21 protein-coding genes are annotated in these 21824 nt (G+C 72.5%); 19 read left to right on the top strand and 2 right to left on the bottom strand.

Going from position 1 to position 21824, the window contains the following annotated elements:
- The first annotated feature begins 47 nt into the window (after nucleotides 1–47).
- From dxr to DZA62_RS07720, 11 genes are all read left to right on the top strand, one after another.
- Entirely contained in the window at nucleotides 48–1250 is a 1203-nt protein-coding gene (dxr, locus tag DZA62_RS07670; RefSeq protein WP_116948286.1) for a 1-deoxy-D-xylulose-5-phosphate reductoisomerase, read from the top strand.
- A complete protein-coding gene (locus DZA62_RS07675) occupies nucleotides 1250–2572 on the top strand; it encodes a M50 family metallopeptidase (RefSeq protein ID WP_116948287.1) in 1323 nt (440 codons plus the stop codon). Before dxr ends, DZA62_RS07675 begins: the two co-directional genes overlap by 1 nt.
- A 44-nt stretch (nucleotides 2573–2616) precedes the next feature.
- Nucleotides 2617–3750, top strand: a complete 1134-nt coding sequence (gene ispG, locus DZA62_RS07680) for a flavodoxin-dependent (E)-4-hydroxy-3-methylbut-2-enyl-diphosphate synthase (protein WP_408618434.1) — start codon at nucleotides 2617–2619, stop codon at nucleotides 3748–3750.
- A 31-nt stretch (nucleotides 3751–3781) separates the two neighbouring features.
- Nucleotides 3782–4624: a GNAT family N-acetyltransferase gene (locus DZA62_RS07685; RefSeq protein WP_116948601.1), complete on the top strand. Its 843-nt coding sequence runs from the start codon at nucleotides 3782–3784 to the stop codon at nucleotides 4622–4624.
- A 43-nt stretch (nucleotides 4625–4667) separates the two neighbouring features.
- Nucleotides 4668–5873 (top strand): CapA family protein, encoded by a 1206-nt coding sequence (locus DZA62_RS07690; protein ID WP_116948288.1) that lies wholly within the window; start codon nucleotides 4668–4670, stop codon nucleotides 5871–5873.
- A 71-nt stretch (nucleotides 5874–5944) separates the two neighbouring features.
- Nucleotides 5945–7705 carry a proline--tRNA ligase gene (locus DZA62_RS07695; RefSeq protein WP_116948602.1) on the top strand — a complete coding sequence of 587 codons (1761 nt, stop codon included), beginning with the start codon at nucleotides 5945–5947 and terminating at the stop codon, nucleotides 7703–7705.
- A gap of 5 nt (nucleotides 7706–7710) precedes the next feature.
- Nucleotides 7711–8529, top strand: coding sequence for an AraC family transcriptional regulator (locus DZA62_RS07700; protein ID WP_116948289.1), 819 nt, complete (start codon nucleotides 7711–7713; stop codon nucleotides 8527–8529).
- 41 nt (nucleotides 8530–8570) lie between these two features.
- Nucleotides 8571–8963, top strand: coding sequence for a VOC family protein (locus DZA62_RS07705; protein WP_116948290.1), 393 nt, complete (start codon nucleotides 8571–8573; stop codon nucleotides 8961–8963).
- A 166-nt stretch (nucleotides 8964–9129) separates the two neighbouring features.
- Nucleotides 9130–10047 carry a DMT family transporter gene (locus tag DZA62_RS07710; RefSeq protein ID WP_198663519.1) on the top strand — a complete coding sequence of 306 codons (918 nt, stop codon included), beginning with the start codon at nucleotides 9130–9132 and terminating at the stop codon, nucleotides 10045–10047.
- Nucleotides 10048–11097: 1050 nt separating this feature from the next.
- Nucleotides 11098–12510 carry a Si-specific NAD(P)(+) transhydrogenase gene (gene sthA / locus DZA62_RS07715; RefSeq protein WP_116948292.1) on the top strand — a complete coding sequence of 471 codons (1413 nt, stop codon included), beginning with the start codon at nucleotides 11098–11100 and terminating at the stop codon, nucleotides 12508–12510.
- Between the two features lie 35 nt (nucleotides 12511–12545).
- Entirely contained in the window at nucleotides 12546–13433 is an 888-nt protein-coding gene (locus DZA62_RS07720) for an alpha/beta fold hydrolase (RefSeq protein ID WP_116948293.1), read from the top strand.
- Here DZA62_RS07720 and DZA62_RS07725 read toward each other — a convergent pair.
- Nucleotides 13430–13897: a ferritin-like domain-containing protein gene (locus DZA62_RS07725; RefSeq protein WP_198663520.1), complete on the bottom strand. Its 468-nt coding sequence runs from the start codon at nucleotides 13895–13897 to the stop codon at nucleotides 13430–13432. The genes DZA62_RS07720 and DZA62_RS07725 overlap by 4 nt on opposite strands.
- On the bottom strand, nucleotides 13894–14400 hold the full coding sequence (locus DZA62_RS07730) for a hypothetical protein (RefSeq protein WP_116948295.1): 507 nt from the start codon (nucleotides 14398–14400) through the stop codon (nucleotides 13894–13896). Before DZA62_RS07730 ends, DZA62_RS07725 begins: the two co-directional genes overlap by 4 nt.
- A 144-nt stretch (nucleotides 14401–14544) precedes the next feature.
- Between DZA62_RS07730 and rimP the strand changes: the two genes are divergently transcribed.
- The 8 genes from rimP to DZA62_RS07770 all read left to right on the top strand — a co-directional run bounded on the left by rimP (nucleotide 14545) and on the right by DZA62_RS07770 (nucleotide 21783).
- Nucleotides 14545–15039: a ribosome maturation factor RimP gene (rimP, locus tag DZA62_RS07735; RefSeq protein ID WP_116948296.1), complete on the top strand. Its 495-nt coding sequence runs from the start codon at nucleotides 14545–14547 to the stop codon at nucleotides 15037–15039.
- A 4-nt stretch (nucleotides 15040–15043) separates the two neighbouring features.
- Nucleotides 15044–16045, top strand: coding sequence for a transcription termination factor NusA (nusA, locus tag DZA62_RS07740; RefSeq protein ID WP_116948297.1), 1002 nt, complete (start codon nucleotides 15044–15046; stop codon nucleotides 16043–16045).
- A 63-nt stretch (nucleotides 16046–16108) separates the two neighbouring features.
- A complete protein-coding gene (locus tag DZA62_RS07745; protein WP_116948298.1) occupies nucleotides 16109–16417 on the top strand; it encodes a YlxR family protein in 309 nt (102 codons plus the stop codon).
- Nucleotides 16418–16507: 90 nt separating this feature from the next.
- A complete protein-coding gene (gene infB, locus DZA62_RS36755; protein WP_116948299.1) occupies nucleotides 16508–19555 on the top strand; it encodes a translation initiation factor IF-2 in 3048 nt (1015 codons plus the stop codon).
- A gap of 111 nt (nucleotides 19556–19666) precedes the next feature.
- Nucleotides 19667–19966, top strand: coding sequence for a DUF503 family protein (locus tag DZA62_RS07755; RefSeq protein ID WP_116948300.1), 300 nt, complete (start codon nucleotides 19667–19669; stop codon nucleotides 19964–19966).
- Nucleotides 19967–19968: 2 nt separating this feature from the next.
- Nucleotides 19969–20478, top strand: a complete 510-nt coding sequence (rbfA, locus tag DZA62_RS07760) for a 30S ribosome-binding factor RbfA (RefSeq protein WP_116948301.1) — start codon at nucleotides 19969–19971, stop codon at nucleotides 20476–20478.
- Nucleotides 20441–21343, top strand: coding sequence for a tRNA pseudouridine(55) synthase TruB (gene truB, locus DZA62_RS07765; protein ID WP_116948302.1), 903 nt, complete (start codon nucleotides 20441–20443; stop codon nucleotides 21341–21343). The genes rbfA and truB overlap by 38 nt, the downstream gene beginning before the upstream one ends.
- Nucleotides 21340–21783, top strand: coding sequence for a MarR family winged helix-turn-helix transcriptional regulator (locus DZA62_RS07770; protein ID WP_116948303.1), 444 nt, complete (start codon nucleotides 21340–21342; stop codon nucleotides 21781–21783). The genes truB and DZA62_RS07770 overlap by 4 nt, the downstream gene beginning before the upstream one ends.
- Nucleotides 21784–21824: the final 41 nt, after the last annotated feature.

A 21824-nucleotide genomic window follows, 5' to 3' on the forward strand; every position in this document is an offset into this window, starting at 1 on the left:
CCGACGCGATCACCCTCCTCTCAGGTTCCCGGTGGAGAATGGAGCCCATGCCAAGCGTCCGCGACGTCGTCATCCTGGGTTCGACCGGTTCGGTGGGCACGCAAGCCATCGACGTGGCGCGGCGGAATCCCGACCGGCTGCGCATCAGCGGCCTGGCCGCCGGCGGGTCCGATCCGGCGCAGCTGGCGGCGCAGGCGTTGGAGCTGGGCGTCGAGACGGTGGCCGTGGCGAAGGCGGGCGCCGCCGAGGACCTCCTGCTGGCGTTCTACGCCGAGGCCGGCAAGCGCGGCTACGAGTCCGGCGAGTACCGCGTCCCCAAGATCCTCGCCGGGCCCGACGCGGCGGCCGAGCTGGCGTCGCAGCAGGGCGACGTGGTGCTGAACGCCATCACCGGGTCCATCGGCCTCGCCCCCACGCTCGCCGCGCTGGAGTCGGGCCGGACGCTCGCCCTGGCCAACAAGGAGTCGCTCATCGCGGGCGGCCCGCTGGTGAAGCAGCGGGCCAAGCCCGGCCAGATTGTCCCCGTCGACAGCGAGCACAGCGCCCTCGCCCAGTGTCTCCGCGCGGGCACGAGCGCCGAGGTGCGCAAGCTCGTCCTGACGGCGAGCGGCGGGCCGTTCCGCGGCCGCACGCGCGCGCAACAGGAAGGCGTGACGCCCGAGCAGGCGCTCGCGCACCCGACGTGGAGCATGGGCCCGGTCGTCACCATCAACTCGGCGAACCTGGTGAACAAGGGGCTGGAGCTGATCGAGGCGCACCTGCTGTTCGACGTCGCGTTCGACGCGATCGAGGTGGTGGTGCACCCGCAGTCGATCGTCCACTCGATGGTCGAGTTCACCGACGGGTCGACGATCGCGCAGGCCAGCCCGCCCGACATGCGTATCCCCATCGCGCTCGCGCTGTCGTGGCCGGACCGCGTCCCGGACGCCGCGCCCGCCTGCGACTGGACGAAGGCCTCGACCTGGGAGTTCGAACCGCTCGACAACGACGCGTTCCCCGCCGTGGAGCTGGCCCGCAGCGCAGGCGTCCGCGGCGGTCTGGCACCCGCCGTCTACAACGCCGCGAACGAGGAGTGCCTGGCCGCGTTCGTGGCCGGCCGGCTGCCGTTCGTGGGCATCGTCGACACCATCGACCGTATCCTTGACGAGTACGGTGGTGGTGACGCACGGAGCGTCGACGACGTGGCGGCCGCTGAGCACTGGGCGCGAGCCCGTGCGCGCGAGCTCGCCGGATCGGAAGAGGAACGCTGATGGACCTGCTCGCCGTCCTCGGCATCCTGCTGTTCGCCGTCGGGCTGATCATCTCGATCGCGCTGCACGAGATCGGCCACCTCGTGCCGGCGAAGCTGTTCGGCGTCAAGGTCAGCCAGTACATGATCGGCTTCGGCCGCACGGTGTGGTCGCGCAAGCGGGGCGAGACGGAGTACGGCGTCAAGGCCATCCCGCTGGGCGGCTTCGTCCGCATGATCGGCATGTTCCCGCCCGAGCCCGGCGGCGACGCCACACACCTGCGGCAGTCCAGCACCGGCCTGTTCCAGACGATGGCCCGCGACGCCCGCACCGCGTCGCGCGAGGAGATCGGCCCCGGCGACGAGGACCGCGTGTTCTACCGCAAGGCGTGGTGGAAGAAGCTCATCATCATGCTCGGCGGGCCGGCCATGAACATCGTCCTCGCGATCGTGCTGGCCGGCGGCGTGCTGATGACGTTCGGCAACCCCGACAAGCCGGTGTTCGCCCCCGTCGTCAGCCTCGTGAACAAGTGCGTCATCCCGGCCTCGGAGGCCGCGCAGGCCGGCGACGACTGCACCGGCTACCCGGCCGCACCGGCCGCCGCGGCGGGCATCCTGCCCGGCGACCGCGTCCTCGAGATCGAGGGCAAGCCGATGCACACCTGGACGGAGGTCTCCGACGCCATCCAGGACGCCGGCCCGGGCCCGATGCCGATGGTCATCGAGCGCGACGGTCAGCGCATGGACCTCGCGCCGAACCTCGAGCTGGCCGAGCGGCCCGACCCGAACGGGCCCGAGGGCGCCACCATCGAGACCAGCTTCCTCGGCATCGCCCCGACGCTCGACCACTTCCAGCAGGAGTCCGTCGGCGGCACGCTCGCGTGGACCGGCGGCTTCATCAGCAACACCGCCGAGGCCATGTCGCGCATCCCGCAGCGCATGGTCGACGTGTGGGACGCGGCGTTCGGCGGCGGCGAGCGCAGCCCCGAAACACCGGTCAGCATCGTCGGCGCGGGACGCATCGGCGGCGAGATCGCGTCGGCCGACGGGCTCACCGCGGCCCAGCGGGTGGCCACGTTCGTCATGATGCTGGCCTCGTTCAACATGGCCATCGCCATCTTCAACCTGGTGCCGCTGCTGCCGCTCGACGGCGGCCACGCGGCCGGCGCCATCTGGGAGGCCATCAAGCGGGCCTTCGCCAAGGTGTTCCGCCGGCCCGAGCCGCAGCCGGTCGACGTCGCCAAGGCGCTCCCGCTGGCCTACGGCGTCGCCGTCGTGCTCATCGGCATGAGCGCGCTGCTGATCTACGCCGACCTCGTCAACCCCGTCCGGCTACTGGGCTAGAAGAGCAAGGAGAGAGTGGAATTCGCATGAACGTCGCCCTGGGGATGCCGCAGCTGCCGCCGCCCGTGCTCGCGCCGCGCCGGCCGTCGCGCAAGATCCACGTCGGCAAGGTCGAGGTGGGCGGCGACGCCCCCGTCAGCGTGCAGTCCATGACCACCACGCCGACCACCGACATCAACGCGACGCTGCAGCAGATCGCCGAGCTCACGGCGGCCGGCTGCGACATCGTCCGGGTCGCCGTGCCCAGTGCCGACGACGCCGAGGCGCTGCCGGCCATCGCGAAGAAGTCGCAGATCCCGGTCATCGCCGACATCCACTTCCAGCCGAAGTACGTGTTCGCGGCCATCGACGCCGGCTGCGCCGCGGTCCGCGTCAACCCGGGCAACATCAAGAAGTTCGACGACAAGGTCGGCGAGATCGCCAAGGCGGCCAAGGATGCCGGCATCTCGCTGCGCATCGGCGTCAACGCCGGCTCGCTCGACCCTCGGCTGCTCGAGAAGTACGGCAAGGCCACCCCCGAGGCGCTGGTCGAGTCCGCCATCTGGGAGGCCTCGCTGTTCGAGGAGCACGACTTCCACGACTTCAAGATCTCGGTCAAGCACAACGACCCCGTCGTCATGGTCCGCGCCTACGAGCTGCTGGCCGAGCGCGGCGACTGGCCGCTGCACCTCGGGGTCACGGAGGCCGGTCCGGCGTTCCAGGGCACCATCAAGTCCGCCACGGCGTTCGGCGCGCTGCTCTCGAAGGGCATCGGCGACACCATCCGCGTCTCCCTGTCCGCGCCGCCGGTGGAAGAGGTGAAGGTCGGCAACCAGATCCTGCAGTCGCTGAACCTGCGCCCGCGCAAGCTCGAGATCGTGTCCTGTCCGTCCTGCGGCCGCGCCCAGGTCGACGTCTACACGCTGGCCGACCGCGTCACCGCCGGGCTCGAGGGCATGGAGGTCCCGCTGCGTGTCGCCGTCATGGGCTGCGTGGTGAACGGCCCTGGGGAGGCGCGCGAGGCCGATCTGGGCGTAGCATCCGGCAACGGCAAGGGCCAGATCTTCGTGAAGGGTGAGGTCGTCAAGACGGTTCCGGAGTCGGAGATCGTCGAGACGCTGATCGAGGAGGCCATGCGCATCGCCGAGTCGATGGACGCCGGCGACGGCGACGGCGGGCCGGTGGTCACCGTCGCCTGACGGCGACACTCGGGGGAGAGGGGGCGACGTGATCGGGACGTCGACGGCGGTGCGGCCGCTGAACCAGGCCGACCTGGACGACACCGTCGCGCTGCTCGACCGCGACCCCTGCCTCGACGTGTTCGTCGGCGCCCGGGTGCACGCGTCCGGCCTTGCGCCGTCGCGGCTGGCCGGCGAGCTGTGGGGCTACTACGAGGAGAGCCGGCTGCGGTCGCTGTGCTACTCCGGCGCGAACCTGGTGCCGGTCGCGGCGTCCGCCCGGGCCGCCCGCACCTTCGCCGACCTCGCCGTCCGCCGCGGGCGTCGCTGCTCGTCCATCGTCGGGCCGGCCGACGCCGTCCTGTCGATGTGGGACCTCCTCCGCCCCGAGTGGGGCCCGGCCCGCGAGGTGCGCTCGTGCCAGCCGGTCATGGCGCTCAGCTCACCGCCGGCCGTCCCGGCCGACCCGCAGGTACGCCGGGTGCGCGCGGACGAGATCGACCTGCTCTTCCCGGCCGCCATCGCGATGTTCACCGAGGAGGTCGGCGTCTCGCCCACGGGCACCGACGGCGGCGCGTACTACAAGGCGCGGCTCACCGAGCTGGTCCGGGCCGGCCGCGCGTTCGCCCGGTTCGAGGACGGCGAGATCGTCTTCAAGGCCGAGATCGGCGCGGTCACGCCGCACGCCTGCCAGGTGCAGGGCGTCTGGGTGCGGCCGGACCGCCGCGGCGAGCGGCTGTCCGTCGGCGGCATGGCGGCCGTCGTCCAGTACGCGCTACGCGAGATCGCCCCGGCCGTCACGCTCTACGTCAACGACTTCAACGTCGCCGCCCGGGGCGCGTACCGCCGGGTCGGCTTCACCGAGGTCGGCCGGTTCGCCACGATCATGTTCTGAAGTCACGGGTGAACATCCGCCCCGTCCGGCACACTGGACCGCGATGAACCGCCGACTCACCCGTCTCGCCGCCGTCGTCGCCGCCCTGCTCGTGGCCGCCGGCTGCGGGAGCGACGGCGACGACCCGGGCGCCGCGCCCACCACCCCGTCGGCGCCCGCCACGTCCGACACGCCGTCGCCCACGCCGTCACCGACCCCCGACCCGCGCACGTTCACGCTGGTCGCGACCGGTGACGTGCTGCTGCACGAGCGGCTGTGGACGCAGGCGCGCAACGACGCCGGGCCGGGCGAGGAGATGAACTTCGCGCCACAGTTGGCCACCATCGCGCCGATCGTCCAGGGCGCCGGGCTGGCCGTCTGTCATCTGGAGACGCCGCTGGCCCCGGCCGGCGGCCCGTACGAGGGCTACCCGACGTTCTCCGGCCCGCCGCAGATCGCGACGGCGCTGGCCGAGACCGGCTACGACGCCTGCACCACCGCGTCGAACCACACGTTCGACCAGGGCGCCGCCGGCGTCGACCGCACCCTCGACACCCTCGATGCCGCCGGCCTGGCGCACGCCGGCTCGGCCCGCACCCCCGACGAGGCCCAGACGATCACGCACGTCCAGGTCGCCGCCGACGGCGACCCCGTCGACGTCGCGCTGCTCTCGTACACGTTCGGCTTCAACGGCATCCCGGCGCCCGATGGCGAGACCTGGCGCGGCAACGAGATCGAGCCCGGCCGCGTCCTGGCCGACGCCGCCACCGCCCGCGCCGAGGGCGCCGACGTCGTCGTCGCCGCGCTGCACTGGGGCGACGAGTACGTCCACGAGCCGAACGCGCTGCAGACCGAGCTGGCGCCGGAGCTCATCGCGTCGCCCGACATCGACCTGCTGCTCGGCCACCACGCGCACGTCGTCCAGCCGATGGAGAACATCGGCGGCGAGTGGGTCGTCTACGGCATGGGCAACCTGATGGCCAACCACGCCGAACCGGAGGGCCCGAAGGCCGAAGGGCTGCTCACCCGGTTCACCTTCACCGAGGACACCGCGAGCGGCGCGTTCACCGTCACCAAGGCCGAGTTCCTGCCGCTCTACCAGACCTACCAGCCGCCGGTCGAGGTGCTCGACGTGCCCGCGGCGCTCGCCGGCGGCGACACCGGGACTGCGACGGCCGCGCGGCTGCGGCAGGCACGCGACCGCACCACGGAGATCGTGCTCAGCCGGGGCGGCGCGGCCGCCGGGGCGGTCCCGCTGGAATCGCCGTGACCGTCCGCTGACCGGCCGGTTATCCTCGTCCTTCATCGTCCGATCCGTCCGTGGAAGCCCTGGAGAACCCCGTGATCCTGCGCATGTCGACGTTGTTCCTGCGAACCCTGCGCGAGGATCCGGTCGACGCCGAGGTGCCGAGCCACAAACTGCTGGTCCGGGCCGGGTACGTCCGCCGGGCCGCGCCGGGCATCTACTCCTGGCTGCCGCTGGGCTACCGGGTGCTGCGCAACGTCGAGGAGATCGTCCGTCAGGAGATGAACGCCATCGGTGCGCAGGAGGTGCACTTCCCGGCGCTGCTGCCCCGCGAGCCCTACGAGGCCACCAACCGGTGGGAGGAGTACGGCGACACCCTCTTCCGGCTGCAGGACCGCAAGGGCGGCGACTACCTGCTCGGGCCCACGCACGAAGAGATGTTCACCCTGCTGGTGAAGGACCTGTACTCGTCGTACAAGGACCTCCCGCTGGCGCTGTACCAGATCCAGACCAAGTACCGCGACGAGGCCCGGCCGCGCGCCGGCATCCTGCGCGGCCGCGAGTTCGTCATGAAGGACTCCTACACCTTCGACGTCTCCGACGAGGCGTTCATGACGTCCTACCTCGCCCACCGCGCCGCGTACATCAAGATCTTCGACCGCCTCGGCCTCGACTACGTCATCGTCAAGGCGACGTCCGGCGCCATGGGCGGCTCGGCCAGCGAGGAGTTCCTCGCCACCGCGGAGAACGGCGAGGACACCTACGTCCGCTCGGCCGGCGGCTACGCGGCCAACGTCGAGGCCGTGACCACCCCGGTGCCCGACCCGCTGCCGTACGACGACGTCGCCGCGGCGCACGCCGAGGACACCCCGGACACGCCGACCATCGAGACCCTCGTCGCTCACCTCAACGAGCGGTTCCCGCGCGACGACCGGCCCTGGCAGGCGTCGGACACGCTGAAGAACGTGCTGGTCGTCCTGCATCACCCGGACGGCACCCGCGAGCCGCTCGCCATCGGCGTCCCCGGCGACCGCGAGGTGGACGAGAAGCGGCTGCAGGCGCAGATCGAGCCGGCCGAGCTGGAGCCGTTCACCGAACAGGACTTCGCGAAGCACCCGAGGCTGGTCAAGGGCTACATCGGCCCGGGCGTGCTGGGGGAGAAGAACGCGTCCGGCATCCGCTACCTCGTCGACCCCCGCGTCGTCGAGGGCACCCGCTGGGTCACCGGCGCCGACACCCCCGGCAAGCACGTCATCGACCTCGTCGCCGGGCGCGACTTCACCGCCGACGGCACCATCGAGGCCGCCGAGGTGCGCGCCGGCGATCCCGCGCCCGACGGCTCCGGCCCGCTCGAGACCGCCCGCGGCATCGAGATGGGGCACATCTTCCAGCTCGGCCGCAAGTACGCCGAGGCGCTGGGCCTGCGGGTGCTGGACGAGAACGGCAAGCTGGTCACCGTCACCATGGGCTCCTACGGCGTGGGCGTGTCGCGCGCCGTCGCCGCCATCGTCGAGAACTCCCACGACGACGCCGGCATCATCTGGCCGCGCGAGGTCGCGCCCGCCGACGTCCACCTGGTGGCCACCGGCAAGGACGACGCGGTCTTCGCGGCGGCGTCCGGCATCGCCGAGCAGCTGGACGCGGCCGGGGTGCGGGTCCTCTACGACGACCGCAAGGGCGTCAGCCCGGGCGTGAAGTTCAAGGACTCCGAGCTGATCGGCGTGCCGACCATCGTCGTCGTGGGCCGCGGCCTGGCCGGCGGCGTCGTCGAGATCAAGGACCGCGTCACCGGCGAGCGCCAGGAGGTCCCCGTCGCCGAGGTCGTCGACCGCCTGCGGGAGATCGTCGCAGAATAGGACGCATGACCGGTCCGCTCCACGGCGTGTACCCGGCCGGCGCCGCCCATGCGGCGCTGGCCGGCGACGTCGTCGGGTACTGCGGGTACGTCGAGCACTCGCCGGTGCCGGTGCGGCGCCGCGAGCTGCCCGGGCCGCGGGTGCCGGTCATCATCAGCTTCGGCGACTCGCTGTCGGTGCGCTCACCCGGCCTCAGCGGCGAGCTGACCTCGTTCGTGGCCGGGTTCCACGACACCTTCGCCGTCACCGAGTTCGTCGGCGGCCAATGCGGCCTGCAGGTCGACCTCACGCCGCTGGGCGCGCACCGGCTGCTCGGCCTGGCCGGCGCCGACCTGCGCGACGGGTCGATCCGGCTGTCCGACGTGGTCGGGCGGCAGGCCGCCGACGAGCTCGTGGAGCGGCTGGTCGAGGCGCCCGACTGGGCCACGAGATTCACGCTGGCCGACGTGTTCTGGTCGCACCGCTCGGAGGCAGCGCGGCCGGTCGACGCCGAGGTCGGGTGGGCATGGGAGCGGCTGCGTCGCTCCGGTGGCCGGCTGCGCATCGGCACGCTGGCCGCCGAGGTCGGCTGGAGCCGGCGGCATCTCGCCAGCCGGTTCCGCGAGCAGGTCGGCCAGGGCCCGAAGGAGGCCGCGAGGGTGCTGCGGTTCGCCCGGGCCGTACGGCTGCTGGACCGCGCCCCGTCGCTCAGCGACCTCGCCGCCGAGGCCGGCTACGCCGACCACAGCCACCTCGTGCGCGAGTTCCGCGCCCTGGCCGGCTGCACACCGTCCCAGTTGGCGGCCGAGCGGACCGGTGCGCAGGTCGCGGCCGAGGTCCCATAAGTACAAGCTCCGCGGTGCCGGGCACACCTAGCCTGGCGCGCATGGACACCGCCCCGACGCTCTATCCGCTGTTTCGCTACCGCGACGCCCGCGCGGCGATCGCCTTCCTCGCCGAGGCGTTCGGCTTCGCCGAGCACGAGGTCACCGAGCACGACGGCGTCGTGGTGCACGCCGAGTTGAGCTACGGCACCGGCATCGTCATGCTCGGCACGCTGGGCGCCGGCGACGGCCTCTGGGACCTCGCGCCCAACGGCGTCTACGTCGCCGTCGACGACCCCGACGCGCACCACGCCCGCGCCGTCGCGGCCGGGGCCGAGATCGTCATGGCGCTCACCGACACCGACTACGGGTCGCGCAACTACGCCGCCCGCGATCCCGAGGGCAACGTGTGGTCGTTCGGCACGTATCGCCCGGCACCGGAACGTCCCGTATGATCCCGTTCATGCATCGGACGTACCCGATCACCCCGCCCCCCGCTCTCTAGCTGGGCGCGTCCCAGCGCGCCGGCTGCCCCTCTGACGGGCGGCCGGCTTCTTCGTGCACTCCTGCGCGTCCCGCTCCCGCGCGTCTCTTCCCTCTTCACGTCGCAGGAGCCGAACCGTGGAACACACTCGTACCCTCGCACCGTCCTCGTCGCGCACTGACCTGCTCTCGGTCATGGGCGCCGGGGTCCTCTGGGGCACCGGCGGCCTCACCGGCGCGCTGCTCATCGACCGCACCGGCCTCGGCGTGCTCGCCGTCGCCGCGTTCCGCCTGCTGGTGGGCGGTGGGCTGGTCGTCGTCTGGCTGCTGGCGAGCGGCCGGCTGCACCGGTTACGCCCGTCCGGTCGCGGCGTCCGCCGGCTGGTGCTGCTCGGCGCGCTGGCCGCGCTGTACCAGAGCTGCTACTTCGCCGCCGTCTCGCTGACGTCGGTCAGCCTGGCCACGCTCGTCACGCTGGGCGCGGCGCCCGTGCTCGTCGTCCTCGCCGAGAGCGTCCTCGGCCGGCGGCGGCCGGACCGGCGCATCCTGGTGGCCATCGCGACGGCGCTCGCCGGGCTCGCGCTGCTGGTCGGCACTCCCGCGGCCGGCGACCCGGCAGCCGTCCTGGCCGGGACGGCGTGCGCGCTCGCCTCGGCGTCCGGGTTCGCCGCCATCACGATGCTCGGCGCCCGGCCGGTCGACGACCTCGGGGCGCTGCCGACGGCGGGGCTCTCGTTCTGTGCCGGCGGGTTGCTGCTGCTGCCGATCGCGGCGCTGGCCGGCGGTGTCTCCGTCGACCTGGACGCCGGGACGCTCGGCCTACTCGTCTACCTGGGGCTGGCACCGACGGCGCTGGCCTACGGGCTGTACTTCACCGGCCTGCGCACCGTCGCGACCGGGTCGGCGGCGCTGTTCTCGCTGCTCGAGCCGCTGACGGCCGCCGCGCTGGGCGCCATCGTGCTGGACGAGCGGCTCGGCGCGGCCGGTCTGGCCGGTGCGCTGTTGATCGGGTCGGCGGTGCTGATGACGGCGACGGGTCGCCGGCTCAGGCAGTGAGGCCGGCAGCGGCGTCCAGTCGGCAACCGCGCCATCCGGCCGGCGCGGTGCCGCCAGGGGCGTCGGCCGGGTGGGCCCGGTTGGTCGGCTGACTCGGGTCGGCCCGGTGTCCGGTCGGTCGGTGTGCGGGGTGGTCGGCTGACTCGGGTCGGTTCGGTGTCTGGGTGGCGGGCGTACTGGCCCGAAGCCCGATTGTGTTCGTGTCGGCCGGGCGGGCCCGGTTGGTCGGCTGACTCGGGTGGGCCCGGTGCACCCAGTTGGCCGGCGTACTGGGTGGCCGGCGCACTCGTTCGCCGGGACTCGTGCCGTTCGCCGTCCCCCTGCTGCCCATTTTCTCAGCCGCGCGACCGCGCCTCAAGCGGACCATTGGGCGCTTCGCGCCGACGATGACCGCTTGACCCGCGGCCGCGCGGTCGAAGAACTGGCAGCTATCAGGGGGACGGGGCGAGTCTGGGCACGCCTCTACCGCCGTAGCCGCCGTCGGGGCCACGAACCGAGTTGATCATGGAGAAAGTGGCGTTCCCGGGCATGGGAAACGCGCCCTTCTCCATGATCAACGTCGCGGGCCGCACGTCCCAAGGCGTTCTCCCGCTTCACCAGGAATGCATGCCTGGCAGTGCGGGAGAACGCCTGGTGATGGCCACCGCGCCGCCGCGAATTCTCACCATGTGGACGCCACGCCATGCCACGCGGCCCAGCCGGCGTCGCGCAACGTCGCAGCAGCGAGCGACGAGCGCCGCGACGGCATCGCCGGCACCGAACCTCCGGAGAACGCGGGCAGCGTCACCCGCGACCCTGGACCGTTGCCCCCGCCGCGACGGCATCGCCGGCACCCGAACCACCGGAACGCGGGCAGCGCCACCCGTGACCCTGGACCGTTGCCCCCGCCGCGACGGCATCGCCGGCACCGAACCACCGGAACGCGGGCAGCGCCACCCGCGACCCTGGACCGTTGCCCCGCCGCGACGGCGAACAGGTGCGATGGACCCACGGATCGGTCCACGAGAGACTAGCGTCGTGGACGCCAGCAGGCCGTCAGCGGGAGTGCCCATGGACGAACCCGAGTACGACTACGACCTCCTCGTCATCGGCTCCGGCCCGGGCGGGCAGAAAGCCGCCATCGGCGCGGCCAAGCTGGGCAGACGCGCGTGCGTCGTCGAGCGCCGGAACATGATCGGCGGCGTCTGCGTCAACACCGGCACCATCCCGTCCAAGACGCTGCGCGAGGCCGTTCTCTACCTCACGGGTCTGTCCATGCGCGAGCTGTACGGCCAGTCGTACCGGGTCAAGCACGAGATCACGGTGCAGGATCTGCTGGCCCGCACGCAGCACGTCATCGGCCGCGAGATCGAGGTGGTGCGGTCGCAGCTGTTCCGCAACCACGTCGACCTCGTCGTCGGCACCGGCCGCTTCGTCGACCCGCACACCGTCGCCGTCGAGGGCGCGGGCGAGCACCGCCAGATCACCGCGGCCAACGTCGTCGTCGCCACCGGCACGACACCGGCCCGCCCCTCGCACGTCGAGTTCGAGGACGGCCGGGTCGTCGACTCCGACGGCATCCTCACGCTCGAGCGCGTCCCCGACTCCATGGTCGTCGTCGGGGCGGGCGTCATCGGCATCGAGTACGCGTCGATGTTCGCCGCGCTCGGCACCCGCGTCACCGTCGTCGAGAAGCGGGCGCAGATGCTGGAGTTCTGCGACCCCGAGGTGGTCGAGTCGCTCAAGTTCCACCTGCGCGACCTCTCGGTGACGTTCCGGTTCGGCGAGGAGGTCGAGAAGGTCGAGATCGGCTCGCACGGCACGGTCACCACGCTGGCCAGCGGCAAGCGCATCCCGGCCGAGACCGTCATGTACTCCGCCGGGCGGCAGGGCCTCACGGCCGAGCTGGGGCTGGAACACGCCGGCCTCGAGGCCGACTCGCGCGGGCGCATCACCGTCGACGGCCAGTACCGCACCACCGTCCCGCACGTGTTCGCCGTCGGCGACGTCATCGGCTTCCCGGCGCTGGCCGCCACCAGCATGGACCAGGGGCGGCTGGCGTCGCTGCACGCGTTCGGCGAGCCGGCCAACGAGCTGCGCGAGATCCAGCCGATCGGCATCTACACCATCCCGGAGATCTCCTACTGCGGGCGCACCGAGGTCGAGCTGACGCAGGACGCCGTGCCGTACGAGGTGGGCATCTCCCGCTACCGCGAGCTGGCCCGCGGGCAGATCGTCGGCGACTCCTACGGCATGCTGAAGCTGCTGGTCAGCCCGGCGACGCGGCAGATCCTCGGCGTGCACGTGTTCGGCACCGGCGCCGCCGACCTCGTCCACATCGGGCAGGCGGTCATGGGCTGCGGCGGCACCGTCGACTACCTCGTCGACACCGTCTTCAACTACCCGACGCTGTCTGAGGCCTACAAGGTCGCCGCGCTCGACGTCACCAACAAGCTGCGTGCGCTGGACCGCTTCGACCTCTAGGAATAACCAGTGAGGCCGGGGGTACGGGTTACGGCATGAGATACGCAGCCAAGACCAGACACCTGTTCCGCGACGTCGGCGGGCTGCGGTTGCACTACCGCGAGACGGGCGTCCCGTCGTCGACGGCGGTGTTGCTCCTCCACGGCTTCCCCGCCTCGTCGCACTCGTTCCGCGAGGTGCTCCCCGTGCTGGGCGAGCGCTTCTACGTCGTCGCGCCGGACCTGCCAGGGTTCGGGTTCTCGGACGCGCCGCAGCCGGACGAGTACGAGTACACCTACGAGCGTCTTTCGCGGGCCATCGAGGCTTTGGTGGACTCCTTGGGCGTGCGGCGCTACGTGCTCTATGTGACCGACTACAGCACGCCGGTCGGGTACCTCATGGCCTTGCGCCATCCGGACCGGATCCTGGGGCTGGTCGTGCAGAACGGCAACACGCACGAGGCGGGCCTCGGTGACATCTGGGACACCGCCCGCCAGTACTGGGCGGAGCCGACCGCGGAGAACCGCGCGGCGCTGCCCGACTGGCTGACCTTCGACGGCACCCGCGATCAATACCTCAGCGGGCTGTCGCCGGAACTGCAGGTCCTGCAGCCGCGCGAGACGTGGCACCTCGACTGGGAGCGGCTGACGCGGCCCGGCAACGTCGAGGCGCACTTCCAGCTCTTCGTCGACTACCAGCACCACGTGGCGCGGTTCCCCGAGATCGCCGCCTACCATCGCGAGCACCAGCCGCCGTGCCTGGTGCTGTGGGGCCGGCACGACGTGTACTTCGATATCGCGGAGGTGCTGGCCTACCACCAGGACATGGAGACCCTCGAGGCGCACCTCTACGACGGCGGGCACCTGTTCCTCGAGACGCACGCCGCCGAGGTCGCCGCCCAGCTCGTCACCTTCACCGGGAACGTGCTCGACGCGGCCCGCTAGACGCGGCCGTCCAGGCCGGGGAACGCGGTGGGGGCACCGCCCCAGGCGATCGCCTGGACGGTGGCCGCGACGACGCCGCGGACGGCGAACGCGCGCAGCTCGGGCGTGGTGGCCGCGCCGACGACGTCGGCGTACAGCGCGCCGAGCCGCTCCTCCAGCAGCACGCCCAGCGCCCGCGCGGACGCCGCGTCGGTGACGGGGGAGGGCAGCGCGTAACCGGGCTCGGCCGCGACCGGGGCCGAGCCGGCGGCGACGATCAGCGCGGTCAGCTCGTCGCGGCGGGTCCGGTGGGTGGCCAGAGCGTCGCGAGCCGTCTCGGCGTCGCCGGGCAGGTGCGCGCCGACCACGCCGTAGCCGTAGACGCAGGCGTGCTCGCCGGCCAGCGCCGCCTGAGCGGCCTCGATCCCCGCGTCGGCAGCGGCCGGGGCGGGAGTCGACGGTGTCGGCGCCGGGGTCGTGGTCACGTCAGTACCACCCGGTGACCGGCCTCCGACGCGGCGATCGACGCCAGCACGGCCGCCAGCCGTGGCCCCGCGGCGGCGAGGGACGCCAGGACGCATGCGTCGGCGGCGGTCCGTTCGGCCTCGGCGACGGCTGCCAGCGCGGCTCCCGGCTCGGCCGCGACCTGCGGGGCGGCGGCCGGCGCGCCGTCGCCGGCGCCGTACGGCAGCGGCCCGTCGGCCCGCAGCGCGGCCAGGTGCTCGTCGTGGTGCGCGGTGAGCGGCTGCAACTGGGCCGTGAGATCCGGATGGGCCGCGACGGTGGCCGCGTGCAGCGCCAGCAGCGTCTGCTCGCTGTGTACCGCGCGCCAGCGCAGCTTCACGTCGGCGTCCAGAGGCGCCCGCGGCCCGGGGGCGGCCTTCGGGCGGGGGTCGGTGCCGCACGCGGCCAGCGCCACGCCGAGCACCGGAGCCCCGGCGACCAGCGCGAGCAGCCGTCGCCGGCTCTCATCCACCCTCTGCGTCACGGGGGACACCGTAACCGGTGCGAACGTGCCCGTGGATCACCGGTCTGCGCTGTAGTGTTGGCTACTCTTGTCGTCAGGGAGTCAAGAACTCCGCCATCCCATGAGACGGCCGCAGACAACTCGACATCGAGGAAGGGGCATCCGATGACATCGGCTACTCATGACCTTCTGGAGCAGGTCATCGAGCCCGTGGTGGCGTCGGAGGGTCTCGACCTCGAGCAGTTGGAGCTGTCCCAGGCGGGCCGCCGCAGCCGGCTGCGCATCATCGTCGACGCCGACGGCGGGGTCGACCTCGACCGCTGCGCCGAGGTGTCCCGGCACATCTCCAAGGCGCTCGACGACTCCGACGTCATGGGCGACCGCCCGTACACCCTCGAGGTCAGCTCGCCGGGCATCTCGCGCCCGCTGAGGCTGCCGCGGCACTGGTCGCGGGCGACGGGCCGGTTGGTGCGCGCCATCCTGCACGACGGCGGCGACGTCACCGGCCGCGTCGTGTCGGCCGACGACTCCGCCGCCGTGCTCGACGTCGACGGCGTCAGCCGCGAGTTGGCCTACACCGACGTCCGCAAGGCCAAGGTGCAGGTCGAGTTCCGCAAGACCGACGACACCGATCTGGACGATTTCGAGGAAGAGGACTGAGAGCGTGGACATCGACCTTTCGCTCCTGAGAGCACTGGAGCGGGAGAAGGACATCTCCTTCGACCTGGTCGTCGAGGCGACGGAGCGCGCGCTGCTGCTCGCCTACCAGCGCTCCGAGACTCACCAGCCGCGCGCCCGCGTCGAGCTGGACCGCAAGACCGGGCACGTCACGGTCTGGGCGCAGGAGGTCGACGACGACGGCGCCGTCGTGCGCGAGTGGGACGACACCCCCGACGGCTTCGGCCGCATCGCCGCCACCACCGCGAAACAGGAGATCCTGCAGCGGCTGCGCGACGCCGAGGACGAGAACACCTTCGGCGACTTCCTCGACCGCGAGGGCGAGATCGTCTCCGGCACCATCCAGCAGGGTCGCGACCCCCGCACCGTCATGGTCAACCTCGGCAAGGTCGAGGCGGTGCTGCCGCCGGCCGAGCAGGTGCCGGGGGAGCGCTACGAGCACGGCAGCCGCATCCGCTGCTACGTCGTGCAGGTGCGCAAGGGCCAGCACGGCCCGATCATCACGGTGTCGCGCACCCACCCGAACCTCGTGAAGAAGCTGTTCACGCTCGAGGTCCCGGAGATCGCCGACGGCACGGTGCAGATCGCCGGCATCGCCCGCGAGGCCGGCCACCGCAGCAAGATCGCGGTGCACTCGACCGTTCCCGGGGTCAACGCCAAGGGTGCCTGCATCGGTCCGATGGGATCTCGGGTGCGGGCGGTCATGACCGAGCTGCACGGCGAGAAGATCGACATCGTCGACTGGTCCGAGGACCCCGCCGAGCTGGTCGCGCACGCGCTCTCGCCGGCCCGGGTGCAGCGGGTCGAGATCATCGATCTGGAGGCGCGGTCGGCCCGCGTGACGGTGCCCGATTTCCAGCTTTCGCTGGCCATCGGCCGTGAAGGACAGAACGCGCGGCTGGCCGCGCGGCTGACCGGATGGCGCATCGACATCCGCCCCGACACCGAGCCTGAGACCGCTGATCGGGGCGCCGACACGCCCGCGTGACCGTTCAGGCCCGATAGACGCTAAACTGTTCGAGTGAATGACCGCGCGCCCGGCCGGTCACCTGTGCGCACCTGCGTAGGATGCCGGTCTCGTGCGGTGAAGTCCGAACTGCTCCGCGTCGTCGCGGGCGGTGCTGGCGCCGAACGGGCGCTGGTTCCCGACCACGACGGCCGGCTCCCGGGCCGCGGTGCGTACCTGCACCCGCGCCAGGGGTGCCTCGACCAAGCCGAGCGTCGTCGGGCGTTCTCGCGCGCATTACGCGCCGAGGGGCCGCTCGACGATACTGGGCTGCGTCGGTGGCTCGCCGAGCACGAGGATCGACCTGGTCGGCCGCAACGGCCGGCCGGAACGGATGAAGGAGACACGACGTGACGCTCACGAGCGCTCGATGAGCACGCAGCGATGAGCACGCGCACCACCTAGCCGGTCCGAGCCGACACGCCCGGGCCGAGAAGGAGAGCAGTGGCAAAGGTCCGGGTACACGAGCTCGCGAAAGAGCTCGGTGTGACGAGCAAGGATGTCCTCGGCAAGCTGGGCGACCTCGGTGAGTACGTCAAGTCGGCATCGTCGACTGTCGAGGCTCCCGTCGTCCGCAAGCTTCGCGACGCATTCGCCAATCAATCGACCGGTAAGGGAACCCCGCGGTCTCCCGGCCGCCCTGGCCCTACGGCCAGGCCGTCGGCACCCATTCCCAGCACGCCCAGTGCCGCCGCACCGGCGCCGGCACCCGCCGCGCCGGCGGCGAGGCCTGCCCCGCGCCCGGCCGCTCCGGCGCCGGCGGCGGAGCAGCAGGCTCCGGCCGCCCCGCCCGCGTCCCGGCCGGCGACGGCTCCGGCGCCCGGCCCGCGGCCCGGTCCGGCACCGACCCCGGGCCCGCGCCCGGGCGACGGCCGCGGCCAGGGTCAGGGCTCGCGTCCCGGCTCCGGCCAGGGGCCGCGTCCCGACGCCGGCCAGCGTCCGGGCGGCGACCGTCAGGGTGGCGACCGCCCGCGTCAGGGCGGCGACCGCCAGGGCGGCGACCGTCCGCGTCCGGGCGGCGGCCCGAAGCCGGGTCCCGCCGCGCCGCGGCCGGCCGGTCCTCGGCCGGGCAACAACCCGTTCGGCGGCGAGAACACCGGCATGGGCCGGTCTCGCTCCGGCGGCGGCCCGCGGCCGGGTAACAACCCGTTCTCGTCCGGTGGCTCCACCGGCATGCAGCGGCCCGGCTCCCGCCGCGACGGCGAGGGCCGTGGTGCCCCCGGCCCGGGCGGCCCGCGGCCCAGCGCTCCGGCGCCGCGTCCGGGCGGTGGCCCGGGTGCCGGCGGCCCGCGCCCGAACCCCGGCATGATGCCGCCGCGCCCGTCGCAGCGGCCCGGTGGCGGTGGCGGCGAGCGCGGTGGTCGTCCCGGCGGTGACCGCGGTGGTCGTCCCGGCGGCGGCGGTGGCGGCGGTGGCCGTCCCGGTGGTGGCGGCGGTGGCGGCGGTGGTCGTCCCGGTGGTGGCGGCGGCTTCGGCGGCGGTCCGGGTGGCGGTGGCCGTCCGGGCGGTGGCGGCGGCTTCGGCGGCCCCGGTGGCCGTCCCGGTGGCGGCGGTGGCCGCGGCCGCGGTGGCACGGCCGGCGCGTTCGGCCGTCCCGGCGGCAAGCCGGCGAGGAGCCGCAAGAGCAAGCGCCAGAAGCGCCAGGAATACGACAACATGCAGGCCCCGTCGATCGGTGGCGTGCGGCTGCCGCGCGGCAACGGACAGGTCGTCCGGCTGCCTCGCGGTGCGTCCCTGGCCGACTTCGCCGAGCGCATCGACGTCGACCCCGCGCAGCTGGTCCAGGTCCTGTTCGGCCTCGGCGAGATGGTCACGGCCACTCAGTCGGTCGACGAGGACACCTTCCGGGTGCTGGGCGAGGAGCTCGGCTTCGAGATCCAGATGGTCTCGCCCGAGGACGAGGACCGCGAGCTGCTCGAGTCCTTCGACATCGACTTCGATGCCGAGGAGGGCGGCGACGAGTCCCAGGCGCCGCGGCCGCCGGTGGTCACCGTCATGGGCCACGTCGACCACGGTAAGACGAAGCTGCTCGACGCCATCCGCAAGGAGAACATCGTCGAGTCCGAGGCCGGCGGCATCACCCAGCACATCGGTGCCTACCAGGTCTCGGTCGAGCACGACGGCGAGCAGCGGGCCATCACGTTCATCGACACCCCGGGTCACGAGGCGTTCACCGCCATGCGTGCCCGTGGTGCGCAGGTCACCGACATCGTCATCCTCGTGGTGGCGGCCGACGACGGCGTCATGCCGCAGACCATCGAGGCGCTGAACCACGCCCAGGCGGCCGGCGTGCCGATCGTCGTCGCGGTCAACAAGATCGACGTCGAGGGCGCCAACCCGTCCAAGATCCGCCAGCAGCTCACCGAGTACAACCTGGTGGCCGAGGAGTACGGCGGCGACACCATGTTCGTCGACGTCGCGGCGAAGCCGGGCCTGAACATCGACAAGCTGCTCGAGGCCGTCCTGCTCACCGCCGACGCGGCGCTGGACCTGCGGGCCAACCCCGACATGCCGGCTCGCGGCGTCGCGATCGAGGGTCACCTCGACCGCGGCCGTGGTCCGGTGGCCACCGTCCTGGTGCAGCGCGGCACGCTGCGCCCGGGCGACGCCATCGTCACGGGTCAGTCCTACGGCCGGGTGCGTGCCATGCTCGACGAGTACGGCAAGCCGGTCGAGGCGGCCGAGCCGTCGCGTCCGGTCCTCGTGCTCGGCCTCACCGCGGTGCCCGGCGCCGGCGACAAGTTCCTCGTCGCCGACGACGACCGCACCGCGCGGCAGATCGCCGAGAAGCGCGAGGCCATGGAGCGCAACGCGGCCCTGGCCAAGGCCCGCAAGCGGGTCACGCTCGAGAGCTTCATGGCCGAGAGCAAGGTCGAGACGCTGAACCTGATCCTCAAGGGCGACGTGTCCGGCTCGGTCGAGGCGCTCGAGGACGCGCTGCTCAAGATCGACGTGGGCGACGAGGTCAACCTCAACATCATCCACCGCGGCGTCGGTGCCATCACGGCCAACGACGTCAACCTCGCCTCCATCGACCAGGGCATCATCATCGGCTTCAACGTCCGGCCGCAGAGCCGGACGGTCGAGGACCTGGCCGACCGCGAGGGTGTGGAGATCCGGTACTACTCGGTCATCTACTCGGCCATCGAGGAGATCGAGGCGGCCCTCAAGGGCATGCTCAAGCCGGAGTTCGAGGAGGTCCAGCTCGGCACCGCCGAGATCCGCGAGGTGTTCCGGTCGTCCAAGATCGGCAACATCGCCGGCTGCATGGTCACCAACGGCATCATGCGGCGCAACGCGTCGGCGCGGTTGATCCGCGACGGCGTGGTGGTCGGCGAGAGCCTCACGGTCGTGTCGCTGCGGCGCGAGAAGGACGACGTCACCGAGGTCCGCGACGGGTTCGAGTGCGGTATCAGCCTCGGCTCCTTCAACGACATCAAGGTCGGCGACCGCATCGAGACCTACGAGATGAAGGAGAAGCCGCGCGGCTGATCTCCGCCCCAGCCCGAAATGATCACGTGCAGTTGGGCTGCTCCCGCTTCACCAGGCATGCGTGCCTGGTGAAGCGGGAGAACGCCTGGTGATGGCCTCCTTGGAGAACCGGTGTTCGTGGGAACGATCACGTTCGACCTGCTCCTCGGCGACGTGCGGTCGTTGAAGCAGAAGCGCGCCGTCGTCCGGCCCATCGTGGCCGAGCTGCGGCGCCGCTTCGACGTCGCCGTGGCCGAGGTGGGTCACCAGGACCTGCACCGCCGCGCCGAAGTCGGAGTCGCCGTCGTCGCCGGCGACTCCCGGCAGTGCATCGACGTGCTCGACGCCGTCGAGCAGCACGTCGCGTACCGGCCGGAGATCGAGCTGCTCTCCACCCGGCGACGGATCCACAACGACGAAGACGAGGAGTAGTCATGGCCGATCCAGCGCGCGCACGCAAGCTGGCCGACCGCATCCGCGAGATCGCGGCCGAGACGCTGGAGCGCCGGGTCAAGGACCCCCGGCTGGGGTTCGTCACGGTCACCGACGCACGCATCACCGGTGACCTCCGCGACGCCACCGTCTTCTACACCGTCTACGGCGACGAGGAGGAGCGCACGGCCACGGCCGCCGCGCTCGAGAGCGTCAAGGGCCTGGTCCGCTCCGAGGTGGGCCGGCGCACCGGCGTCCGGTTCACCCCGACGCTGGAGTTCGTGGCCGACGCCATCCCGGAGAACGCCGCGAACATCGACGACCTGCTGCGGACGGCGCGCGAGTCCGACGAGCGGGTCGCCCAGGTCGCCGCCGAGGCCGAGTACGCCGGCGACCCGGACCCGTACCGCAAGCCGGCCGACGAGGACGAGGACGACGCCGACGAGGTGGACGGCTCGGACGACGACGGCACCGATGAGCCCGGGGACGGGGACGACGACCACCGTGGCTGACCCCGACGGCCTCGTCGTCGTCGACAAGCCCGGCGGCTGGACGTCGCACGACGTCGTCGCCCGCATCCGGCGCCTGGCCGGCACCCGTCGCGTCGGCCACGCGGGCACGCTCGACCCGATGGCCACCGGCGTGCTGGTCGTCGGCGTCGGCAAGGCCACCAAACTGCTCGGCCACCTGGCGCTGACGGCGAAGGAGTACGACGCCACCATCCGGCTCGGCGCGGCCACCGTCACCGACGACGCCGAGGGCGAGGTCACCGCGACCGCCGACGCCTCGGCGGTCACCGACGCCGCCATCGCGGCCGGCGTCGCCGCGCTGACCGGGCCGATCCAGCAGGTGCCGAGCGCCGTGTCGGCGGTGAAGATCGACGGCGTGCGCTCGTACCACCGGGTCCGGTCCGGCGAGAACGTCGAGCTGCCACCGCGCGACGTCGTCGTCAGCCGGTTCGACGTGCTGGCCACCCGCCGCGACGGGCCGTACGTCGACCTCGACGTGTCGGTCGCCTGCTCGTCGGGCACCTACATCCGGGCACTGGCCCGCGACCTCGGCGGGTCGCTGGGCGCCGGCGGCCACCTGACCGCGCTGCGCCGGACCGCTGTCGGCCCGTACCGGCTCGACGTCGCCCGCACGCTGGACCAGCTCGACGCCGAATTCGCCCTGATGCCCCTGGCCGAGGCCGCTGCCGCGGCGTTCCCGCGGCTGGACGTCGACGCCGTCACTGCCGGCAAGGTCGCGCACGGCATGCCGCTGCCCGCCACCGGTCTCGGGGGCGGGCCGGTCGCGGTGTTCGGCCCGGACGGTACGCTGCTCTCCCTGGTCGAGGATCGGGGTTCCCGGGCGAAGCACCTGGCGGTGTTCGTATGAGCGATCGGCAGCAGGTCCACGAGCAGCTCGAGGCCGAGCTCGCCTTCCTGTGGCGTCGCGTGCGCCGGCTCTCCATCGACCTCGCCCGGCAGGTCGACGAGGGCCTCGAAGCGGCCGCGTACGGCCTGCTCGGACTGCTCGCCGACGGCGGCGACGTGCGCGCCGCCGACCTCGCGGAGCGCCTGGGGCTGGACAAGTCCACCGTCAGCCGCCAGGTCACCCAGATGGAGTCGCTGGGGCTGATCCAGCGGGTGCCCGACCCGCAGGACGGCCGGGCCCGGCTGCTGCACATCACCGATGCCGGCCGTGCCCGCGTTCAGCAGCTGCGCCGCGCTCGCGGCCGCTGGTTCGGCGAGGCGCTGGAGGACTGGCCCGACGCCGACGTCGACATCCTCGCCGTTCTGCTCAAACGGCTGAACCAGTCTCTGGCGCAGGAGTAGCCTCAGGGGAATAAAGTTGGTTGCTGCAACCATTAACTCCT

Source organism: Jiangella endophytica (genome assembly GCF_003427025.1).
GTDB lineage: Bacteria > Actinomycetota > Actinomycetes > Jiangellales > Jiangellaceae > Jiangella > Jiangella endophytica.

Excerpts from the sequence above, each read along its gene's own strand:
- sthA (WP_116948292.1), top strand. The coding sequence starts at position 11,098 with ATGGACGAACCCGAGTACGACTACGACCTCCTCGTCATCGGCTCCGGC.
- DZA62_RS07700 (WP_116948289.1), top strand. The coding sequence starts at position 7,711 with ATGACCGGTCCGCTCCACGGCGTGTACCCGGCCGGCGCCGCCCATGCG.
- truB (WP_116948302.1), top strand. The coding sequence starts at position 20,441 with ATGAGCCCGGGGACGGGGACGACGACCACCGTGGCTGACCCCGACGGC.
- DZA62_RS07690 (WP_116948288.1), top strand. The coding sequence starts at position 4,668 with ATGAACCGCCGACTCACCCGTCTCGCCGCCGTCGTCGCCGCCCTGCTC.
- dxr (WP_116948286.1), top strand. The coding sequence starts at position 48 with ATGCCAAGCGTCCGCGACGTCGTCATCCTGGGTTCGACCGGTTCGGTG.
- DZA62_RS07770 (WP_116948303.1), top strand. The coding sequence starts at position 21,340 with ATGAGCGATCGGCAGCAGGTCCACGAGCAGCTCGAGGCCGAGCTCGCC.
- DZA62_RS07675 (WP_116948287.1), top strand. The coding sequence starts at position 1,250 with ATGGACCTGCTCGCCGTCCTCGGCATCCTGCTGTTCGCCGTCGGGCTG.
- ispG (WP_408618434.1), top strand. The coding sequence starts at position 2,617 with ATGCCGCAGCTGCCGCCGCCCGTGCTCGCGCCGCGCCGGCCGTCGCGC.
- DZA62_RS07705 (WP_116948290.1), top strand. The coding sequence starts at position 8,571 with ATGGACACCGCCCCGACGCTCTATCCGCTGTTTCGCTACCGCGACGCC.
- rbfA (WP_116948301.1), top strand. The coding sequence starts at position 19,969 with ATGGCCGATCCAGCGCGCGCACGCAAGCTGGCCGACCGCATCCGCGAG.
- DZA62_RS07720 (WP_116948293.1), top strand. The coding sequence starts at position 12,546 with ATGAGATACGCAGCCAAGACCAGACACCTGTTCCGCGACGTCGGCGGG.
- rimP (WP_116948296.1), top strand. The coding sequence starts at position 14,545 with ATGACATCGGCTACTCATGACCTTCTGGAGCAGGTCATCGAGCCCGTG.